Annotated in this window: 11 protein-coding genes; 1 reads left to right on the top strand and 10 read right to left on the bottom strand. The window is 38.5% G+C overall.

What is annotated here, in order from left to right; genetic code table 11:
* Positions 1 to 70: 70 nt before the first annotated feature.
* The 10 genes from KQP79_RS11225 to KQP79_RS11180 all read right to left on the bottom strand — a co-directional run bounded on the left by KQP79_RS11225 (position 71) and on the right by KQP79_RS11180 (position 18,914).
* Positions 71 to 2,104, bottom strand: coding sequence for a glycoside hydrolase family 2 protein (locus KQP79_RS11225; RefSeq protein ID WP_004323100.1), 2,034 nt, complete (start codon positions 2,102 to 2,104; stop codon positions 71 to 73).
* Positions 2,105 to 2,224: 120 nt separating this feature from the next.
* Positions 2,225 to 3,895 (bottom strand): DUF6055 domain-containing protein, encoded by a 1,671-nt coding sequence (locus tag KQP79_RS11220; protein WP_004314237.1) that lies wholly within the window; start codon positions 3,893 to 3,895, stop codon positions 2,225 to 2,227.
* A gap of 36 nt (positions 3,896 to 3,931) precedes the next feature.
* Positions 3,932 to 6,055: a DUF1735 domain-containing protein gene (locus KQP79_RS11215; protein WP_004314236.1), complete on the bottom strand. Its 2,124-nt coding sequence runs from the start codon at positions 6,053 to 6,055 to the stop codon at positions 3,932 to 3,934.
* Between the two features lie 26 nt (positions 6,056 to 6,081).
* Positions 6,082 to 7,512 carry a DUF1735 domain-containing protein gene (locus tag KQP79_RS11210; RefSeq protein WP_004314235.1) on the bottom strand — a complete coding sequence of 477 codons (1,431 nt, stop codon included), beginning with the start codon at positions 7,510 to 7,512 and terminating at the stop codon, positions 6,082 to 6,084.
* Between the two features lie 21 nt (positions 7,513 to 7,533).
* On the bottom strand, positions 7,534 to 9,516 hold the full coding sequence (locus KQP79_RS11205; protein WP_004323099.1) for a RagB/SusD family nutrient uptake outer membrane protein: 1,983 nt from the start codon (positions 9,514 to 9,516) through the stop codon (positions 7,534 to 7,536).
* A gap of 20 nt (positions 9,517 to 9,536) precedes the next feature.
* Complete coding sequence (locus tag KQP79_RS11200; protein WP_004317214.1) at positions 9,537 to 12,647, bottom strand: SusC/RagA family TonB-linked outer membrane protein; 3,111 nt, start codon at positions 12,645 to 12,647, stop codon at positions 9,537 to 9,539.
* Positions 12,648 to 12,806: 159 nt separating this feature from the next.
* Positions 12,807 to 14,948 (bottom strand): alpha-L-fucosidase, encoded by a 2,142-nt coding sequence (locus tag KQP79_RS11195; protein ID WP_004323098.1) that lies wholly within the window; start codon positions 14,946 to 14,948, stop codon positions 12,807 to 12,809.
* Between the two features lie 384 nt (positions 14,949 to 15,332).
* Positions 15,333 to 16,664: a DUF6055 domain-containing protein gene (locus KQP79_RS11190; RefSeq protein WP_004323096.1), complete on the bottom strand. Its 1,332-nt coding sequence runs from the start codon at positions 16,662 to 16,664 to the stop codon at positions 15,333 to 15,335.
* A 12-nt stretch (positions 16,665 to 16,676) separates the two neighbouring features.
* Positions 16,677 to 17,765 (bottom strand): hypothetical protein, encoded by a 1,089-nt coding sequence (locus KQP79_RS11185; protein WP_004317208.1) that lies wholly within the window; start codon positions 17,763 to 17,765, stop codon positions 16,677 to 16,679.
* Between the two features lie 549 nt (positions 17,766 to 18,314).
* Positions 18,315 to 18,914, bottom strand: a complete 600-nt coding sequence (locus tag KQP79_RS11180; protein ID WP_004317206.1) for a DsbA family protein — start codon at positions 18,912 to 18,914, stop codon at positions 18,315 to 18,317.
* Between the two features lie 448 nt (positions 18,915 to 19,362).
* Between KQP79_RS11180 and KQP79_RS11175 the strand changes: the two genes are divergently transcribed.
* A complete protein-coding gene (locus tag KQP79_RS11175) occupies positions 19,363 to 23,391 on the top strand; it encodes a hybrid sensor histidine kinase/response regulator transcription factor (protein WP_229092839.1) in 4,029 nt (1,342 codons plus the stop codon).
* Positions 23,392 to 23,484 lie beyond the last annotated feature (93 nt).

Raw genomic sequence — 23,484 nt, 5'->3', positions numbered from 1 at the left:
ATTATATTGATATTAAGTATTACCTTTTCCTGACCATTAGATGTATTCAACCCAGTATAATATATACTTTTCATAAAATGCAATAATACATATCTGTCAGTGTCTGTTTCTTATTTGTAGTTTTCACTTCTATTTTATTCTTTCCAGGGGTCAATATCACATGTTTCCACTCCAAGATAGAATACCGGTCTGTTTCCACTTTACCACAACTCTTTCCGTTGACAAATAATTCTGCTTCAGGTTGATTGGAAAAGGCTATAATCGTTTGTTGTCGCTGCACACGTATTATGTTACGTTTACCTATTAAATAAATCATAGGATCCTCTTTATTCCAATTCGCTTTATAAAAATAAAAAGCATCTTTTCGCACTTTCCGATCAAATGTAACCAACCCTTTGTCATTAACTCCAGGACGATCACCCTCGGTGCGGTGCGCAGCACCAAAGTCAAACATATTCCACACAAAACTTCCCCAAACGAAAGGACGTTCGGTTATCGCTTTCCAGTTTTCTATATGATAATAAGTTTGCCAATTTTCCGGATGCCACCAACTTGTGGGATTTGTTTTCACTAGCGAATCTTGTTGATGATATATACTTGCGCCGGCACCATATTCACTAATAGCAATACGAATTTCAGGATATTCTTTATGCATCCAGTCCAGCCATTTTCCTAAATCTTGTGGGGTACCACCATACCATCCATCATAGCGGTTCCAGGCAATAAGATCGGTCACAAAGTTTATTTTTCCTGATTGGTTACTGGCAGAAGTGGTGGGGCGAGTAGTATCTTCCTGATGTGCCAGTACATTCAACTCATTAATGTACTCCACCGGATTATCTCCATATTCTGCCAACTCATTAAACAATCCCCAAACACAAATAGAAGGATGATTATAATGCTGACGAATTAATTCTTTAAGCTGTTCTTTTCCATTGGTACGGAAAGACGGTGAATCAACGAAACCCTTATCTTCATACCCGCCAGGACCGATAAAAGGGATTTCAGCCCATACCACTATACCAAGCTTATCCATGAGGTCATAAAAATAAGTAGCTTGAGGATAATGAGCCAGTCGCACGGCATTCACTCCCATTTCCAGCATCAATGCCGCATCCTCTTCGTGATGCTCGGGATGCAAAGCATTACCTATCTCGCTCCTATCTTGATGACGGCATACTCCTCGAAGTGGCAAATGTTCTCCATTCAAGAAAAAACCCTCATCCGGATCTATTCGATAAAAACGAAGTCCCAAAGGCTGTATTACCTGATCTAGTATCTCTCCGTTATGCAAAAGAGAGACTTCTACCTGATACAGAAACGGATCTTGTCGTCCATTCCATAAATGTGGATTATTCAACTCTATCCTCATTTCTTTTTGTGAAACAGAATCAGGATAAAGTGTAACCTTTTCGTTTTTTTCTTTCACTACTTTACCTGCATTCGAGAGAATAATGTTAAGTTCCAGTTCCCGTAATTTGTCACTTCCGTTAGACAAATCAATAAGAGCACGTACACAAGCATATTCATGACTTACGCTATCTTGAATCAGTCGAACGCCCGGAGAAGCATAATCCAAAGGAGAAATACAAATCTCATCGGTAACTAATAAATGCACATCCCGATAAATTCCTCCATAAAAATTGAAGTCTCCGACCAAAGGCATTATATCCAACTGTTCACCATTATTCACTCGTACTAAAATAGAATTGTCCTTTCCATACTCTACTCTATCTGTGATTTCAAACACAAAAGCTCCATATCCTCCTCTATGTTCACCAATATGTTTACGGTTAATAAACACATTAGCTATACTATTCACTCCTTCAAAACGTAAAAAGAGACGTTTCCCTTTCCATTGTGACTGGACAAATAGCTTCTTCTCATAATTGCCAATTCCTCGCTTATAATCTATTTTACCAGATAAGGCATCCTGCGCATTCCAAGTATGAGGTAGATCCACTCGAACTTCCGTACCTTTTTGTACTTGATGAGAAAAACGGAATTTCCACTGATTATTTAGCAGGATATCCTGTCTTTCAGCAAAGACTATCGAACTATAACACAAAAAAGCAACAACAAATGCCCATAAACGATGTTTCATATTTACCAAGACTTAAATTACGGTTTCGAATAGCAATATCCATTAACAAAAACGAATGATTATCTTTAAAGAGCTACTTAAGGTAACTTTCTCAGAAATAATCATTCGTTTATTGAGACCTTACTTCTTAATTACTCTACATTTGTCACCATCTGGTTCTGTGTTATCCAATGTAAACTGATAAGGCCACTGATTGTCAGCCCCCGTATCATAGATTTCTTTGGGAGTAGCAGCCACTACCAGCCAAAGATGTTCCGTATTCTCGGGAACCTGAAGACTTGCAGATCCTATATCTTCTTTGCTTGGCTCGCCATATACACGTGAACCATCTTTCAGCACAGCCAGAAATCCATATCTCCATTGAGCATTATTCGGTTTGTGAATATTATACTCTGAACTGTTTATTATACCTCTAAAATTAACTTTTACTGTAGTTCCGGCCTCCGGTACTGTTAATTTAATACCGTTATATCCATAGTTGCTTGGGCAACGTTCGGGTGAGATCCGATAAGTCACTCCCAATTGAACAAGCTGACAAGTATGCACATTAGCTCCTCTGGCAGCATATGCCATTTCAATACGCGGCAAATCCCAGGTAATGAAACGGGATGCAGCATCATACATTTCTTCATTGAGTTGTTCTTGATTAATGTGAGTCAAACGTTTATAGGTTTTAATAAAGTTGAGTTGGCCCGATTCTGTCTTATCGTCCAAAGTAGTCTCCTGAAATATTCTGCTCATGATTTCCACTCCATGCTTATTCGCCCAATACTCAAACATATACGGATTATTGTATGCATTGTCATTATGCCCCAATGATCGATGCGTGCCACTAATATAATTCGTAAAATGATTAAATTCCTGATCAATCCATTCCGGAGAACGTCTAAGCAATGTCCATTGCGAAGTCATTTCAAATATCGGGCCAGGGAACCAAGCATCTTTAATACCTGAATCCCACAAGGCCAAATATTGGAAACTGTGAGACACCTCATGATATACCATATTAGGATTTCCCGAATGATGTGGACGAATAGCCAACTCACCTACCGGATAATTTCCTCCTCCTGTAGCACCACCCTCACTATCATTTATCACATACACAATGAGCTTGTATTTATTCGTCACGGATTCTTCCTTATTTCCAAAGTACAAATCATATTTCATGAAGTCATATACTTCCTCCGCCATTTTCAGCAAATCATCCGGATTGAACTTCCGCTCTGCATTTTGTGGATTGGTACCAAATGATTTTTCCCAAAAGAGAGCCACATTGTCGCTTTCTTTCATGTAGTGCTTATTAAATTTGCTGTTTTCGTTTTCAAAAAGTTCAGGTCCGCTTTGTCCGATCATAGTATGTTCCGGAATAAGTAACACCTTTTCTACTTGTGTAAATACAAACCTATAAGTATCATCATTTGCGTTATTAGTTATCACGACTTCACTTTTTTTCCCAGGGTCTTTAGCTGGATTGGCAGCTACCGTAAGAGTAATCTCTCCACTACCACTTTGCTCGCCCGAGGGAGTAGCAGTCACCAAATCTCCACTTACCACTTCCACTTTCCACGTCACTTCCGGTGAAGCTGTAACCGTCAAGTGATAATCTTTACCAGTAAAAGGAGCATTTACAACAACCGGTCGGGTATAATTGCAAACCAAGCTCAAGAAGGTCACTTCAAAAGTAAGTGGCCTTTCTCTCTTTCCGCTATCGTCATCATCGTTACAAGCTGTTGCATTAACTGCTAATAACATTATAGGAAGAATCTTCCACATCCATTTTAAAATATTCATATTTGTTTCTTTTATGATTTGATCTTATAAAATTTATCACTTACCATATATCTTCAACTGTTGAAGGGCAACGCACGGGTAATCACCACTATTATTCCACTTCGTATAATCATAACCCAATATATTCTTTACACTATTGTTACTATAAGTCTTATCACGACTAGATATGAATGACAATCGTACCAAAGTCGCTCCACTCTCTTTCAAACTGTAAAGTGACAATTTGGACAAATCTTCTTCGCTGACACGACCAATCCAAGTTTTGTCTGCAAACGGCAGTTGGTTATCCTCATATTTCAATTCTCCAATCTTCTTCAAATCATCATTACTTGTTCCAGCATAAACAACAATTTCATTAGGAACAGCATTAGGCCAATTCCTCGGCAAATAGTTGAATGAGAATGCTTGGGAAAGAGGTTTATTTGAGAAATCAATATCGAGATACACGCCATATACCGGATCTATTTTAGGATCGTTTTTACCTCCGTTAGGTGACCAAATGGATTGCCAATAATTATTATATGCAAGTAGATTACCTACATTATTGCCTCCGTCAGTAGCACTTGCCTTTAGCATATTCGCTTCTAGATTTATACTTCTCAAGTCACTGATCGACTCCACTTTTGTTTCCATAATCACGTGAACATAGGTTATCTTTTCTTTGACTTCGAAAGGACTATTACCACATCCAATTGGAATAATCGGATACAAATAATCCTTATCTAAAGTCAAACCATCCCCTGACAATGTAGCAGTCACTAATTTCTCATTATCTTCCTGTGTAAATTCGGAAGATGATAAAACGCAGTTGCCTTTGGGTAATAATGTATAGGAAGTACCTTTATCCGCATTATATTTATCAACCGCAGCTTTCAAAGCAGTTTCGTTCTCTTCAAATTCCACCGTAAATTCCCACTGATTGATTACATCAAGAGAAAGATTAAAACCGTAAGATGCCTTTTTCTCTCCTTGGTCCAAAATAAGAATATGCTTGTACTCTTTCGACTCCATAGTAACAACAGGAGTTGCAATACGAGGTTTCATAAAGATTTCAGAGACAGGGAAACCATCTACATAAACACGAATACCCCAAACATATTCTTTATCCTCATCCAACTCTCCTACTTCTTTTTTAAATGTTATTTTTACATCTTTCGACAGATCCGAATCATCAAAATCAACAGAAGCAGGCATTACAATATAATCTTCAGGAATAGACATGTAGCTTGTACCATACAAAGAGTTATGTGCGTTCAGTTCCTCTTCTGTGAATGCAGAAAGAGTCACTTCACCCTCTTCTTTATTAATTGTCAATAAGGTAGTGATATCCTGATTGGCATTATAAAAATCAAATTGTTTCACGCTCCTTGAGATATTCCGATCGTATATGTTCACTACCAACCAAATCAATTCAGCCTTTCTATCATCTACAGAAACTATTATGGGCAACATATACTCTTCACTTGTACTCAAATCTCCTGTTTTCTTATTGAATTTAATATCCAATAAGGCAGATACCTCTCCATCAAAACTTATCGAATTTGGCAAAGTATAGCAATCAGTAGGGAGAAGTTTATACAGAGTGAGATTATCCTCATTATATTTATCCAGTTCTTCTTGGCCAAGTGAAGAAATTGAAACATTACCCTCTACCTTATTTATAGAAGTAGTATAAATAAGTTCTTCTTTGTTATATCTGTCCTCATTATAATGAATGTAAGCATATAATTCTTCTTTTTGCGCCATTTGATTCGGATCATACGACTGTGTAAACGCATATCTATAAATCTCGTCGTTAACACTGTTTCTAATAGTCACTGTAGCTACTCTGTTTTTTATATTAGTCGGGTTGCTCGATGCAACAATCAAAATCTCTCCGTCCCCACTTTGCTTAGTCACAGGTGTGGCTACTATCCAACTGCCACCTTCAAGCTTAGTTGTCCAAATTACATCCACAGAAGATTTTACAGTCAACTTATATGTCTGGCCCTCTATAGGTACTACAACATCGATAACATTATTACTGTTACATTCCAAATCCGTTGAAGAAAGTTCGAAGAATGACGAAGTTGTATCATCATCGTCACTACAACCTGCCATTGCTACAGATAATAGTAGCACGGGAATGATTCTCCATATATTTTTCATTAAAGCTTCCATATATTTTCGTTTTTATTCCTTCACAATTATTTACCATACAATCTAAATCCTGATATTGCGACCGAGTTTTGGTCTCCACTTATGGCTCCGGATTGTGTCAGGTTTTTAATTTGTGTACCATTAGCACTAGACAAGAAAGAGACACGAATTAAAGATATCTCTTGACGTCCTACCGAGAATTGAGGCATATCTACATTTTGTTCAGAGTCATCTGTCCAAACTCCACCTTTTTTAGGCAAATTATTTTTCGTTGCACTCAACTCACCCACTTTTCTCAAATTATCCACACTCGTTCCTACATAAAGAATAATCTGATTAGGTACAGCATTTGCATACTCTCTAGTCGAATAATCAATCTTAATTTGCTTCTCTATCATAGGAGTAACATCAGATACGTCAATATCTATATACACACCATATTTCGAATCATGCTTAGGGTCTGTATTGCTTGTCCAAATAGATTCATAATATGTTTTAATATCATTATCAAGCATATTTCTGAGTGGTTGACCAGGATGTATACTATTGGAACTCAACATATCATCAGCCAAAGAAATTAATTTCAATTCACCGGTAACCATCACATGAATGTAACAGATTGCTTCTCTTACATCAAACGGCATACCCACCACCTTTTTCGGAATAATTGGAAGCAGGTAATCATCCATCATGAGATTATTATTATTCACCTCCACAAAAGAGGAAGCAAGTGCCTCGCCTGCAGGAAAAAGTATTGTTGATTCAAACGAACGATTTTCCTTAGGTAAAAGAAGATAATCAACTCCCATCGTTTCATTATATTGCCTTACAGCTTTTTCCAACTCATCTTCGTTGTTCTCTATTCTCAATTTGAGATCCCACTCATTTTTCACGTCTAAATAGAAAGCAAGCTCAAAACTTTGTTTCTCTCTCTTACCCTCTTCCATTCTGATTACATGAACCCCCGTAGGATCCGTAATGATGCTAGGTACGATGATGTTCGGCTTGAAATAAATGATATTTTTGTTATCATTCACCGTTCCATTATCAGCTTCTAAACGAATGGGGAGCATATACTCGCCGGTCTTAGCCAGTTCACTCATATTTCCTTTGAATACCACATCTACATTTCTATATTCGACACCATCCTCAAAGGCTACTGTAGCAGGCATATCATAGTATTCCGGAGCTAAAAGTTTATAATCGCCATCTATAGTTGCATTATACTCGTCCATTTCAGCCTGAGTAAAAGGAACCAAATTGATAGTGCTGACTCCATTCAACCCATGTCCTCCTCTTCCAACAGTGATGGTCTGAACTTTGGCACTATTCACACTATAGAAGTCAAATTCATTAACCCCCTCTTTCAGATAATAGTAGACAGAGTCAAATTCCTCCGTATAGTTTTTATTACCATCTTCACAAGAGAGAGTGGTCACCACTACTCCGAGAAGAAATAAAATATATATATTTTTCATACTGTATATCTTTTTAATTAATTAATTGCCATAACCGGGAGCTTGAACCAATTGCGGATTAGAATTCACATCAACATAGTAAATTGGAAGTATATACTGTCTATTATTCCATTCATAAGGTTGATTCACCTTAATACGTTGCCTGAATTCGTCATACTCCAATCCTTTTTCTTCAGCTCTCAATCCTTCACGCTTTCCAGCAGCCAAATATTTACCTCCTTCTACCCAACGTCGTACGTCAAAGTAGCGCTGTCCTTCTGCATAGAACTCTACATAACGTTCGTTCTTAATCCATTCCATCAATGGCATATCTGTTAAATCCTCTTTAGTAATGGCCTTCAAACCGGCACGTTGGTGCACCGCATTAAGATTCTTAAGCGCTTCAGTCGCGTAAGTATCCGATTTACCATCCGAAGACAAATTGGCCTGACATTCTGCTAACATCAGATAAAGATCTGCCATACGAATCAATGGATAGGCAGGATTCGGAATTCCTCCACCACCGGATAAGTCCAGTTGCGTGTTAGGATCCAGGAACTTCTGGATAGCAAAGCCGGTCACCAAGTGATTACGGTTATACTTTGCCGGATTATATCCTTGTTTATCAGGATCTCTCGTATCTATTTGAATCGGTTGTCCATTGGCTAGACGAGAAGAATAATCGCCTTGATGGAATCCCAACCATGCATAAAATCGAGGTTCACGAGCTACACAAATATTAAAGAGTTCCGAACGGCCAGTAACACCCGCCGGGTCCAACCATTTACTTTCAGCAGGATATTCATTCTTTGATGCAGCGATTTTGGGCAAGGTCCCTTTATTGGTATAGAAATGTTCTACAGCATATAAATAAGGAGAAGTTGAGCTCCAACCTCCATATTCAGAACCATTGTTAAGTTTCATTATGTTGTTTGGTATACTTCCGAAGACAAAGTTGGTAGTTTTGTGTAACTCCCACAGAATTTCCAGATTGCCATCACTGCCTTTGGCTGTCATCATATAACGCAAAGTCAATACTTTATTCTGAAATGCCTTAACTTCAGTATCGGTCCCCTCTATATTAGGAATATAGGGCATCGGAAGTCCTTTCTGCTCCTGCAAACTTTCATCGCCAGCTCTTGTGCCAAATAAATAGTGTCCTGCATCCAAAGCTGCATTCAATGCTTCTTGAGCAGCTTCCTCTGCGCGTACCCATTTCTCACGATCGTATGTAGTACTCACCAACGCTGTACCGTATCCCGGAGTTTCCATGGCCTTTCCTAACTTTACGTTTTTCCACTCTGGGTAGGGGAACTTTCCATTCCATAAAGGAGAAGCTGCATAAAGTAATACTTTTGCTTTCAGTGCAAGAGCGATAGGGCGAGTAGCTCTACCCACTTCTGTGTTCGAACGAGTATTCCTCAACTTATCACCTGCAAGTACCTTTTCATCCAATAGCCGAACAATCCAATCCGTCACATAATCATAGTGCATACGACCCGGATATTCATTTTCACTAGCGGTCTGTGGAAGTAATCTGTCGCTGATGGGACAAGGTCCATAACAACGCAGCACCTCAAAATGGTAATAGGCCATCAGGAAATAAGCCTCTGCTTCCCACTCCTCTTTTATCAAATCACTTACCGGTGCCTTTTTCAGTTCCTGTAGGAACAGATGAATTTGCCCGATATATCTGTAATAGTTACTCCATTTACCACCATCATTATTATTACCTGTAAATAGATTATGAGCTACTTTGAGTGAATTATAACCTTGCAAACTATACTCAAGCGGAACAGCATATTCGTCTGCAGAGGCTTCTGTATTTTCAAAAGCTACAGGCGATTGTATTCCTGCATAACAAGAATGCAAGAACCCCAAAGTGCTGTTGAAATCTTGTGTTGCGTCATCCAAATCAGCTTGTTCTACCGGAACAATCTCAAGGAAATTACAGGAGGCTGTTAAGCAGCATAGCGAGATGAACAATGCCCCACTTAGTATTCTAATTGTATTTAATAGTTTCATATATGACAATTTTTAAAGGTTTAGAAATTTAATTGCAATCCTATATTGAATGTACGTTGCAACGGATATTTATACCACTCCAACTCTGGATCCCATTCTTTGAATGGACTGAAAACAGCCAGATTATCCCCGGTCACATAGATTCTACCGTATCTGCAGAAACGATATCCGATTTCCAACGTCTTGAAACGTAAAAAATTACCATTACGCATCCAGAATGTACTCGGTACAACGTTATTGTCTGAGTTTGCTTTTTGTAGTCCAAGACGCGGATATGCTGCATTAGGGTTAGGGTTAGCTTCTGTCCAATAGTCCTTCGCTACAAATTTGAAAATGTTGTAATCAGACTCTCCGAACGGATGAATACCTGTTAACATAATCTTGCGCATAGCCGAACCGTTAAAGAACACTCCAAGATCAAATTTCTTATAGTTTATATTCAAACCAAATCCGTATTGTATACGTGGATTTCCACCATATTCTGAAATCATTCCCTGATCATCTGCATTGATTACACCATCACCATTTAAATCACGGTATTTGATATCTCCCACTTGAGCGGTACTTCCTAGTTCTACCTTAGGACCGTATTTTATTTCATCTTCGGTCTGATATAATCCTTCTGCTATGTAACCCCATGTCGAGTTCAAAGGACGTCCGGTTTCTCTTTTCCATGGGTACGGTGTATAGGGTTCATCTCTATACACATATTTGTTCTCCACATACGTAAAGTTACCACGAAAGTCCATAGACAAGTCCTTGTTAATGGAATGATGATAGTTGGTACTGAACTCCCAGCCCCAGTTGTCTACCTTCCCGACATTACTCCAAGGTGTGGCACTATATCCCAATTGACTTGGCCATGTTTTTCTTTGCATCAGAATGTTCGAACGTTTTTCGTAGAAATAATCTGCCGTAATATTCCAATGACGGAAAAGTGTCATTTCTAAACCGACATCCAACTTCTTAGAACGTTCCCAGCCAGCATCCAATACATAATAGCTTGAAATTTTCGGGCCACCAAATGTAGTTTGCCAATCATAACCGGTACTATATTTGATGTTGTCTAGTTCCACTTTATCCAAATAAAGAAAATGACCAAAGTCAGTGCCTGTTTCATCACTACCTACCAATCCATAAGATGCACGCAACTTCAAATTATCGATTTTGTCACGTAAGGGTTCAAAGAAAGCTTCATTGCTCACTACCCAGCCTAAAGAAGCAGCCGGAAAAAACTCGAACCGGTCACCTTTTGCCAAACGCTCTGTGCCGTTGTAACCAAAGTTGAATTCGAGTAAATAGCGCTGACCATAATCATATGTAAAACGACCGGAAAAACCTTGGTTACGATTAGGAAGCACATCCTTCTTAAAATCACGCTGCATATACATCAACATACCGCCTACATTATGTTTGCCAAATTGACGTGTATAGTTTATCTGGAACTGCATAAAAATAGTACGATCACCAGATCTGGTTATACCGGATTCAGCAATATATTGCTTGCCTGAAGTGCCTAAACGTTCTAATTCGTATGAGACAGGATTCTTGGGGTCGTAAGAATTTTCTTTCACTCGATAATAATAAGGTTCAATCGTTCTGTTATATTCAGAACTGGACCAGTTTTTAAAGTTCACCAATGCGTTTGCACTCAAACCTTTTGTAACAAAATCCAAGTTCTGCTTAATTTTCAATGTAGTATGTAGCATATTTGAGTCCACTTGTTTAAAAGTGGTGGCCATATATGCATAAGGGTTTATTCTTGTGTAATTGGCTGTAAGAATGGAATTACCATACTTCACATGCTGATCGCCTTCCTGTGCAGGAAACACGGCCGGAAAGTTTATAGGGTTTGAAGATAACATCATTTTAAATAAATCATCGACCGAATTCTTAGGACCGCGATTATTACGAATCTGCGTATTCATGTTCAAATCGATTGTAGTTGTAGATGTCACTTTCACAGAGATATTATTTTGGAAGTTATACCCCATGTTATTGATATTATTGTTCCATGAATAATACTTGGGTGAGTCCAACAAACCAGTATCGTGGTTCACATTTAAACTCATATAATAAGTTACTTTCTGACCACCACCAGATATATTGATATTCGCACGTTGATTAGTCGCAAAATCCTTGAATATCAAATCACCCCAATTCACATCCGGATAAACATATGGATTTAACCCATAACGAGTTCCTTCAATTTGCTGTCTGCTATATCTTCCTTGCCTAATTGACTTATTACGAGTAAGTTCAGCTTCATTATACATTTCCATCCAAGTGGCTCCATCTACAAACTCTGGAAAGTTCATTGGTTTATTGAATGAATTTTCCAAAGTGATGTTAATACGGGTTTTTGAATTCTCTTGTCCTTTCTTGGTAGTGATGAGCATCACACCATTCGCACCACGAGCACCATAAATGGCAGTTGCAGATGCGTCTTTTAAGATAGAAAAACTTTCGATGGTTTCGGCTGGAATATTGTCCAAATCCCCTGTAGCAATTTCCACATCGTCTAGCAAAATCAAGGGAGTAGCTCGTCCACCAAAAGTCGATACACCACGAATAAAGAATTCAGAAGCTGTTCCAGGTTCTCCGCTTTTGGTATTAACGATTACGCCGGCCAATTTACCGGCCATAGAGCTAGTCAACGAAGAACTAGGAGCTTTAAGTTCCAATCCTTTCACGGTAGAAATAGCCCCCGTAACGCTTACTTTTTTCTGTGTTCCCGATCCGACAATCACTACTTCGTCCAGCATCTCATTATCGGAAGTCAACTTGATATCGATAATACCTGAAGTCTCTACAGGAACCTCCCGAGTTTTATAGCCAATAAAAGAAACGACTAAGATATCTTTGGTACTATTAACTGGAATAGAATAATTACCATCCAAATCTGATATTACACCTGTTTGAGTGCCTTTCAATGCAATATTGGCACCAATAATGGGACTGCCATCCAAAGCGTCCGTGACAGTGCCTGTTACTTGTCTTTTGCTTTGCTGTTGTTGAGCAGACACTGCCCCCTTAACTCCGGAGTCAGCTATCGCCGGTAGGCTCGTAGTGCCGGCAACTATAAAAGCTCCCAACGTTACAAAAGCAATCCTTCTTAAATAATACTTCATAAGCTTTTTCTTATAAAATTAGACATCAGTTAACTATATATTTTTTAAATTTAAAATTCATCAATTATCACCCAAAAATCATTTTTTATTCACATACAGAAAGGGGTATTTACACAATGCTCATCAAAAGCGAATATTCCTTTCTACACTACAAAGAAATTAGTCAACAGTTCGCACTCCAATTTCAGCTACACTTATAAAATTCTTCTCCAACACACCATTGACCACAAATTTCAGATAACGTGACCGATAAACCTTATTTAACTTAATTTCTTGAGGCACAAGTGTCTGCCTAATGTTCTGAAAGACACCCTTTGAAGCCATTTCCCATTTCAGTCCATCTTCACTCAAATAAATTTCATAATTTTCAATGACTCCATCCACATTTCTATACATATCCTGACGTGGTGTGTAAATGATCTCGGACACAGGAATAGTAGTTCCCATATCAACAATAACCTCGTCGGGTACAAATTCTTTCTTATTACCAGCATCATACGTATGGAAGTAACTCTCTACATTATCATCAATCATATTATCAACACCAGATTTAACAGGTGATATAATTTTCCAATTCTTCTTGCACTGATCAAAAATCACTGAAGTAATCTCTCCACTTTTTTTATCAGATGTAAAAACTGCCGCTCTTACAACTCCCTGTTTATCAAAAAGGAATGGCTCTTTATACTCATTTGAGGTAAATGACGGTTCGGTTCCGTCTGTTGTATATCGGATAGAAATTACAGGCCGGTCTGTTCTTATACTCACCATTCCATCCTTCTTTCTATAAATTTTTGGTGCTTCTAAATTATCAGGTTCTTTAAACAGACTTACTTCACTCACAGCCAATGCTACTGGGGCAAAAAAGCGTAAACGGATTCTGTCTGTATTCAAATCATTCTCAAGACGAATAATTCGACACGCCCCTATGCTGGTAGCCTCTGCTATTTCTTTCCAGCCACCATCTACCCAAGCATCGACTTTCATAGAGTCGATTCGTTGACCTAATTTTATGTTTTCACGCACTTTTATCAGATTAAAAACTTGTTTCTTTGGAAGTTCTATCATCAATGATGCATTTGTTACTGTATCGTCAGTCGCCCAATAAGAATACCGGTCATTGTCTGTAAGCTTTGCAGTACCATAATGCCTAGTTATATTCCCACGCACATTAGATGGCACCAAACGTGCTCCTTTAATAAAATTTTTGCTAAAAGTTTTATTCATTAATTCAGCGAAACCTTCCAAAGATTTGACATCTCTCCACTCCATTACTCCTTTTGGAGTTAAAGGAAGACACATATCAAATCCCTGCCCCAACCCAACACTCGCAAGATAGATATCAAATAATTTTTGAGGGCTTTTAGTAGTCAAGCTATCTGTAGTATGATAAGCAAAACGCCTTTTTAGCGAAAAGTCACACTCTGCCGGAATCCAATATTTCCCATGTCGTTGTCCCTCATTCAACATTTTAATCCGCTCACCGTCACTATTAGGGCGTGGTCTCATGTTCCAATTTCCTTCAGGGAATAATGTTGCCCAACAAGTTTTTTTATATCTTCCGGCATATCCATCCTCATTTCCTACCCAACGGATATCAGGTCCGGGGTCATTAAAAATGACAGCGTTGGGTTGGAGTTCTCTGACAATCGCATAAATATTATCCCAGTCATAATATTCGATGAATCCGCCACGATATTCATTAGCACCTCCGTAATATCCCGAACCACCGGCACCTGGAGCACCATCAAACCAAAGAGTAAACAGTTCTCCATAATTGGTACACAATTCTGTTAGTTGTTCCTTATACATTTTCAGATATTCGGGCGTTCCGAAACATGCAGCATTTCTATCCCACGGCGATAAGTAAAGTCCGAGTTTAAGCCCATGCTGACGACAAGCCTTCGCCCATTCGCCAACCCAATCTCCTTTGCCATCTTTCCAAGGTGATTTAGAAATATTATAATCAGTGGTTTTCGTTGGCCACATACAGAACCCACCATGATGCTTTGCATTGATGAGAAATCCTTTCGAACCTATTTTTTTTGCAAGAAGAACTATTTTTTCTGCGTCAAAATCTACAGGGTTCACTAGTTCCGGAGACTCATTACCCCATCCCCAATGAATATCAAGTGCATTGTTCTGATTGAATTCAATCATATTATACATTTCCATTTCATGCCAAGCTAGTTGACGATCTGTAGGCAATACCCCATACGGTTGCGGTGGATCCATTTTAGTGGAGATACAAGAAGCTAACATAGCTATACATAACAACGTGAAAGATAATTTACAACTCATAAATATTAGTATTATAAAAGATTAATAAGGTTAATACAAAAGAGATATAGCTTAGTCTTAAAAAACAATCAAATCATCTTCTGCGCCACTAAGGTAGACGTATGCCAGTAAAACCAAGGCAAATTGCGTACAAAAGAACAACAATATAGTAAAACGTGAGATCTTTTCACTTACTGCTCTGTATTTCACCAATTATTATCCTAGATCATGTACCATTTTATTGCTCATATTTTATTTCTACAAACAAATCTCTTTTCACTATCAGGTCACTTTCATCTAAATAGAATAAATATCAAGTACTTTATTATCATATTTTTCAATCCGATACCACACTTTTCCCATCTCAAATAATAACCTCCATAACCAGATACTTCAATCATTCCATTACAAAGTATCTGGATGAAATGAAGTCTTACTGATCTTTATCCGATATGGCCATTCAGCAACTTGCTCCATTTTCTGATGATATTTCGTATGTTTATCTGGTGCTCCTGTCACGACAAGCCACAAGAACTGGGTATCGTCAGGAACTATAAAATTAACAGTTTGATTCACGCTATTTACAGCTCTATTCATCTTACTATAAACTCTCTTTCCATTCTTCTGCATGGCAACAAAGCCGTAACGCCACCCTGCATACGCCTTATTTTCCGAATAAAAACCTTCATTTCCAGCCATTCCCTCAAAAGTCAAGTCTATGACTGTCCCTCCTTTAGGAACCTTCAATCTAATTGCATTATAACCATAACTTTGTGGACAATATTCTTTTGTTATTTGATACCATCCGTTCCCCATTTTCTTTAATTTACAACGATGCTCATTAGCATAAGAACTACAAACTGATTTTATGCGGGGAAGATCCCAAGTTACAAAACGAGTTGCCGCATCATAGATTTCTTCATTAAACAAATCTTGAGAAGTCTTCGTTATTCGCATATAAGTGGACACTGGGTCCTCTTCTTTTAAAGCTTCACTCCACATTCTGCCTATCACCGGCAATCCATGCTTATAAGACCAGTACTCCATAAACTGCGGAGCGCAATATTGGTTCGTTTTATGAAACAATGTATAATGTGTCTGTTTCATGTAATTATTCAAATGATAATTCTCAATAGTCACCCAGTCTGGATGTACCTGCCATAGCATCCATTGAGAAGTATACTCATAGAGTGTCGTCCCCGGAAATCCTTTGCCACCATCTGCCTCAACCATAAACTGAAAAGAATGCCCTAACTCGTGAGCAAGTGTACAGTAAGGATACCCGTTTATTCTGCACGGACGAAACCAGGTCATTCCGACATTGTCATGAGCACCACCATAGACTGTCTTCTCATTGTCATCATACATCCATATAATCATCTTATACTTATCAGTATAAGATTTCCCTTTCTGCACAAATTTCAATTTGTCTACAAAATAACGATAGTACCGTTCGCCCTCACTCAATATTTCATTCGGATAAAATCGTTTACTCTCATCCATGTTTACAGCAGGTTCCTTGCCAAAAGACCTCTCCCAGAAAATAACTAGATTATCAGATTCTGCCATACAATCATAGCCAAATCTACCATCAGGAACATCAAAACCGTGCTTTTTAAGATCATCTTCCGGAATAAAAATAATTTTATTTCCCAACTTAGCCTGCAACATTTGTATATTAAGGGCCAACATCAATCCACAAAACAAATAGATAAAATTTCGCTTACTACAGCACATATTACTTTACTTTTAAAATGTTACATTAACCGTATAAGTATCATTACCTGTTTCCAAATGCTCTCTCTGTAGTTCCACATCAGGAAGCCATACATATTTCTTTTGTCCCACCTCATCTATTATTTCTACTAGAAAACTAAACCAATAAGAATATGGGAATAAATCTTGTGGTTCTTTGGGAGGAATATTGGCATCTGTCATATCCGGATGATACAACTTATACAAATCAGTTATCTCAATTATGCCTCGTTTACTGGTAGTGTATGTTCTGTAAGCTTTCGGATATACATCCCGCTTATTATATTTACCACCGGCACGAGTTCCATAAAAATTCACTGTACAATTAGATAACGGTTTCCCCATTTTACCCACTTTAATCACTAGTTTACGAGGAAAGACTTTGTCCGACAAGTCTTTATCCAGTGGTCTCATTTTTGCTGTATAATTGAATAAAGCCGAACAATAATCACTCCAGACGCGATATCCAGTCCCCATATTACATTTAGGAGGAGTTAATTTCTCATGACTTACCGGATTATCTTCTGCAGCAATCATATATTGATATAAATCTGTAGCACCACGCACATGTCCATACTCGTGCCCTAGATTACTATATGTCCCCTGATCGGGATATAGCGCATCTGTAAAAATGTTATGAGCTTCACGAACATAACACATCACCACCGACTGCCCACTGGCTCCACCGCCACCACAAGATAGTCCTTCATTCTTTGCGCCCAACGCCAGAAACAACACAAAGTCATATTTCGACAAATCAAGCCGACCGAAAGCCTTTCTCTGAAACTCTCCGTATCTGTCTTTATCTCCCTGAATATCATACACACACAATTCGTCAGCAGGAACAAACCGGAAATAATAGTTAAACTTATTGGGACTTTCATTCCAAAAGCGGGTTGTATTATGAAACATCTGCTGCAAATTCTTTTTAAAAGATGCTTCTCCGCCATAACGTTCCAAATCGATTTTATCCACCCATACTTGCGCACGATACTCAATCGTATCTTTCACCTCCACACAAAAAGCATGAGTCGCCCAAACCAGACAACTGCATGCTATTAATATACACTTTAGAATACCCATAGATTTTCTTTTAGATTTATACCGTATTATAATTCAGTTGATACCCTGATAAAATACGTTTTACCAGAATATCATCCGCTATTGCCAAACTCCAGTAAGGTTAACTTATGTTTTTATCCTTTTCGAAACAAAAGTATGCAATAGAACACTTTAACAAGGCTAATTATGTACAAAAGAGCAACAATATCGTAAAAAGAAAAATTGAATATTTAATTTTATACTAAATTTATCCGGAAGTCACAAAAAAGAGGATATTCCAAAGAATCCCCTCTTATAATAGACTCCTGAATTATTATAAAATATCAGGTCGCTTTTTATATATACCACAGAATGCCCTGTCCCATATTTCTACAGAATAGAATAGTTGCCTGCAAAATTTGCTTGCCTACAATATATTTGGCTGTCTTACTTCCGCTCCCCACATTCGCTGACACTTGTACGGAAGCAGAAACATCTTTCAAAAGAGTGACGGTATCCTTTCGATATAGTGACGGTATACCAACTAGATAGTGACGCTATTCCATACATATACCGTCACTATACCAATTCCTACTTTATATAGACTACAGAACGCCCTGAACCATACTTCTTCAAGACACCATCTTTGATAAAAGCATTGATATCCTGCAATGCCTGTATCTTCGTTTTTCCCACAAGCATAGCATAATCCTGACGGTTGATGCACGGATGGTCTTCCAAGAACTTTTCCAACCGTTGTAAGCATCTCTCCCTATCCAAGGGGTTCTTCACACGAAAAGGAGAATGATAACGTTGTAATTCAATCTCACTCTCAATATCCTTTTTAAACTGCCGATTGACACGGAAATTAATATCTTTCAGAGATACGGACGGTGAACGCAAGTCTTTTGGATCCATCACTTTCTTGTCAACACTCAATGAAAGGGAGAAATAACCGATATCGCCCAGCTCTACCGAAAATCCTTTCAAAAGCAAATGACGTAGTTCTTTTGATATAGCTTCTATAACGCCGACCACTTGTGCATGGGGCATATGCTGAAATACGGTCACTTGTTCCACAAATTCTTCGGCTGTATAACTGCCCTTCAAAACGACACGTGCATGCAAAGGCTGTTCTTCCCCACTTTTAGCAAGATCGGGAGTTTCATAAAGATCATAATTTACACTCATTATCAATTAGTTTTTCAATAGGAAAGATTAAATTCCTCTCTCCTATGGATTAATTTTCTAAAACGCATTCCTATTTTCGTTTGACTTAAGTCAGGCGATAGTTCAACTTAAGTCATCCTTTCGTTTAACTTAAGTCAAACGAAAACCGATATGCTAACGAGACAAATGTACATAGAATATACAGATACTAATCTATGCAAAGCGAGATTTAATTTCAACTAATGAATTATCCCAAAGCCCACAACCATATTAACCAATAATTATCCAAGATTTGAACGATTTTTTTGTTCACTTTCAAAAGTTTTATTCCACACCTAAAAAGACAGCCTATCATTTGCTTTTGCTACTAATTCTTCCTAATATTGTCCTATACTAATGAAAACTAATACAACATAAAGAATCCCCCATGAAAAAAATCGTTCTTTTGATAACTATACAAATCCTGTGCATGCATTCATTTGTCGTGAATGCGCAGCGTATCTTCTCCACCTCCTATACAATGGATGATGGACTGGCAGCCAACAGAGTATACAGCATTTTGCAAGATTCATGTGGATTCATGTGGTTCGGTACCGATGATGGATTAAGCAGATTCGACGGTATTGCATTCAAGAACTACTATCTATCAGAATATATCAACGCAACAACCAGTAACAGCGTCAAGAAAATATTTATCGACCGCAGGGGCAGAATGTGGATAGGATTGGATACCGGAATTGTCATTTACGACTCGAAAACAGACACTTTCCAACCTTTCCATGCCAAAACTGAAACTGGAGAAATGATACAAACCTACGTCACCGATATGATAGAAGACAGTGACGGAGAAGTATGGATTGCAACGAGTGGAGAAGGGCTTTACCGTTTTTCTCCATCTGATAAAGTCAGGCTTAGAGTATACCGGAATATTCCCGGAAAGATTAATAGCATCTCCCAAAACATTATCATGACATTGCAGCAAGACAGTAAACAAAACATTTGGATAGGAACCTATTCGGAAGGATTATGCTGCTTTGACAAACAGAAAAACACGTTCGTCACTTACAAAAAGAGCAATCACCCTAATAGTTTATCAGATAATTCCATTCAGAAAGTGTTTGAAGACTCACACGGCAATTTATGGATAGGAACTTTTCAGAACGGGCTCGACCTGTTCGATCCTGTGGCTAAAACTTTCACCAACTACCGGGACAGAAGTCCGAACAACCTATTATATCATATCCACGACATTAAAGAATACAGACCTGGCGAGTTGTTCATTTCATCCGACAACGGTATGGGAATTTTTAAAGCAGACAAAGGAGAAATTATACAATCCGACAATCCGAATCTGAAAATAAGAACCGGAGCCAATAAGTTTATATATACCATCTATATAGATAAGGAAGAAAGCCTCTGGCTGGGCTCCTATTTCGATGGAATCAAATTCTATTCGGCATTTCAGAATAATTTCAAATATTATAGCTGTTCATCATCGTCCACGCCACAATCAGGAAAAGTAATCAATGTTATCAAAGAAGACAAAGATGATAAATACTGGATAGGTACGGATGACAATGGCATTTTCCGATTTGATGCCAAAACTCAAGAAATTACCCCTTTCCGGGATGCAGCCAGTATAGGCACAACTTACTATTGTATACACGATCTGCTGGTAGACGGAGATAAACTATATGCCGCCACTTATGGAAGAGGTTTGGAGGTGATTGATTTAAAAACAGGAAAAGTGGAAAGTTTTCTCAATAATCCGGAAGATTCAACATCTATCCCCTCCTCACGGGTATTCACTCTATATAAAGCCAGTAATGGATGTATTTACGTGGGCACTTCTGCAGGATTCTGTTACTATAACCCCGAAAAAAACAATTTCATCAGAATCGGTTCTTTTACAGGCAAAATATCGGATATCATTGAAGATTACTTCGGAAGAATATGGATAGGAACAAGCATCAGTGGATTATATTCATACAATGTCAGAACCCAAAAGATAACATCTTATCAACGTTCAGACCATCCGAATTCACTAACAAAGAATGTAATCACCACGCTAGCTATCGACAACAAGAAACGACTATGGGTGGGAACTTATGGGCAAGGACTTTGTAGATATAATGATGAAACAGATGATTTTACCAGATACGACTACCTAAAGTTGCCGAATAAAATCATCACTTCCATTATCCCTAAAGGAGACTTATTATGGATTAGTACCAATAAGGGACTTGCTGTATACAATCCGGATACAGAATATCTAAAAACCTATTCGAAATCAAACGGACTATACAATGAACAATTCACACCCTGCTCCGGCTTTGAATCTTCTGACGGTAGACTATTTCTGGGTTCGACAGACGGTTTCTGCTATTTCTTTCCGCAAGACTTGAGAGAAAATACATACAATCCACCTGTCATCCTCACTAATATGACCATTTTCGGAAAAGACATACAGGCTGACACGCCCAATTCACCTATTCACCAGTCCATAGGATATACAGATGAGATTGTGTTGAAATATAACCAGTCCATGATCGGATTCGATTTTGCCGCACTAAGTTACATTGCTCCCAAAGAGAATGATTATCAATATATGCTGGAAGGTCTGGACAGCGAATGGCAGTTCACTAAAGGAAGTAACAACCATCTTTCCTATGCAAACTTACCCGTCGGTGAATATGTATTAAGGATCAAGGGAACGAACAGTGATAAACTATGGAGCAGCAATGAAGTACAGCTAAAAATCAAGGTGCTGCCTCCATTCTTCCGGTCGCAACTGGCTTATCTGATCTATGCCCTCGTCCTGTTGATTGCGATTATGTTAACCGTATGGTATTACGTAAAACGCACGGAGAAACGTCAGAAAGAACGTATCAAGAGGCTGAACGATGAAAAAGAAAAAGAGCTCTATAACTCCAAAATAGATTTCTTCACTAACATTGCTCATGAGATTCGAACTCCTTTGAGCCTTATTATCGGCCCATTGGAATACCTGATGAAAACTTCAAGTATCAACAATGTGTATGGGGAATACCTAAGTATTATTGAACAGAATTACAAACGCTTGTATGCGCTTGTCACCCAATTGCTGGATTTCCGCAAAGTAGATACGGGATCTTATAAACTATCGTATGACTGTTACCGGATTAAAGAAATAATCTGCAAAGTAAGCTGCATTTTTGAATTATCTGCCAGACAAAAGAAAGTGGCGATTGACACTTCTTCTATCCCGGAAGAACTGAGCATTGTCATAGATGAAGAAGCTTTTACCAAGATTATCAGCAATCTACTAAGTAATGCCTTGAAATATGCCAAAAGCACGATTCGTATTACGACTATAGAAAAGGATTCCGAGATAGTAGTCACCGTGACCGATGACGGTATAGGCATCACCGATCAAGAAAAGACTAAAATATTCGACGCATTCTATCAGGTTAAGAACAACAGTGAAATAAATAAACTGGGCATTGGTATCGGGCTTCACATGACACGCTCACTCGTCCAATTGATGAACGGAAAGATCGAAGTCAGCGATAGGGAAGGCGGTGAAAACGGTGTTTCTATTTCTGTATATTTCCCCAAACAAGCGGCCATCACTGCTTTGCCACAAGTGGCCAAACGAGTGGAAGATACGATTATTCCAGAAAACAGCATAGAAGAAAATGAACTGGAAAGCACTCTTCCCGGTGAACCGTTGAAAAAACAATATGCCATTATGGTTGTGGACGACAACCCGGAGATTCTGGATTTCCTTTCCAAAATTCTGTCCGAGGAATATTTCGTCATTTCGGCTTCAAGTGGAGAGGAAGCGTTGCAAATTCTTGAAAAGAACAACATCGATCTCATCATCAGTGATGTGATGATGGAGGAAATGGACGGGTTCGAACTCTGTGGGAAAATTAAAAGTAACATCAATATTTCCCATGTTCCTGTCATTCTGCTGACAGCCAAAACGGATACGGAAAGTAAAATCAAAGGACTGGAAGCCGGTGCGGATGCATATATAGAGAAACCATTCTCACCTTTCCACCTGAAAGCACAATTGCTGAACTTACTCAAGAAAAGGGAAAGTCAGCAGAAAACGTATGCCTCTACTCCGTTGTCCGATCTGCACTCCGCTGTCCACAATAAACTGGATGAAGAATTTATGAATAAATGTACCGAAATCATCCAGAATAATATTGAGGACTCCGAATTTTCGGTAAATACACTGGCACAGGAACTGGGAATGAGCCGTACCTCTGTATTTACCAAGATCAAAGGCATTATTGGCATGACTCCCAATGATTTCATCAAGGTCACTCGATTAAAGAAAGCCTGCAAAATGATGGTGGAGGGAGAATATCGGGTTACCGAAATAGGATTCCTCGTCGGGTTCAGTTCTTCTTCCTACTTTGCCAAGTGTTTCCAGAAGCAATTCGGCATGTTGCCGACGGAATTTCTCAAGAAAATAAAGGAAGACCCCTCATCCGCAACAAAATAAGCCGGCAAGCATCCTCCCATTAAGCTAAATCTTAAGATTTACAGATGTAAGAGTAAACATCAACACTGGTAAATCTTAAGATTTTATTAAATT

The organism is Bacteroides sp. DH3716P (genome assembly GCF_025914115.1).
GTDB classification, from domain to species: Bacteria; Bacteroidota; Bacteroidia; order Bacteroidales; family Bacteroidaceae; genus Bacteroides; species Bacteroides ovatus.
This window is presented reverse-complemented; position numbering and strand designations above follow the sequence as displayed.

Bases quoted from the DNA above. Each gene is read 5' to 3' on its own strand.
- KQP79_RS11215 (WP_004314236.1), bottom strand. From the start codon at position 6,055: ATGGAAGCTTTAATGAAAAATATATGGAGAATCATTCCCGTGCTACTA.
- KQP79_RS11175 (WP_229092839.1), top strand. From the start codon at position 19,363: ATGCATTCATTTGTCGTGAATGCGCAGCGTATCTTCTCCACCTCCTAT.
- KQP79_RS11195 (WP_004323098.1), bottom strand. From the start codon at position 14,948: ATGAGTTGTAAATTATCTTTCACGTTGTTATGTATAGCTATGTTAGCT.
- KQP79_RS11220 (WP_004314237.1), bottom strand. From the start codon at position 3,895: ATGAATATTTTAAAATGGATGTGGAAGATTCTTCCTATAATGTTATTA.
- KQP79_RS11190 (WP_004323096.1), bottom strand. From the start codon at position 16,664: ATGTGCTGTAGTAAGCGAAATTTTATCTATTTGTTTTGTGGATTGATG.
- KQP79_RS11210 (WP_004314235.1), bottom strand. From the start codon at position 7,512: ATGAAAAATATATATATTTTATTTCTTCTCGGAGTAGTGGTGACCACT.
- KQP79_RS11180 (WP_004317206.1), bottom strand. From the start codon at position 18,914: ATGAGTGTAAATTATGATCTTTATGAAACTCCCGATCTTGCTAAAAGT.
- KQP79_RS11185 (WP_004317208.1), bottom strand. From the start codon at position 17,765: ATGGGTATTCTAAAGTGTATATTAATAGCATGCAGTTGTCTGGTTTGG.
- KQP79_RS11225 (WP_004323100.1), bottom strand. From the start codon at position 2,104: ATGAAACATCGTTTATGGGCATTTGTTGTTGCTTTTTTGTGTTATAGT.
- KQP79_RS11200 (WP_004317214.1), bottom strand. From the start codon at position 12,647: ATGAAGTATTATTTAAGAAGGATTGCTTTTGTAACGTTGGGAGCTTTT.
- KQP79_RS11205 (WP_004323099.1), bottom strand. From the start codon at position 9,516: ATGAAACTATTAAATACAATTAGAATACTAAGTGGGGCATTGTTCATC.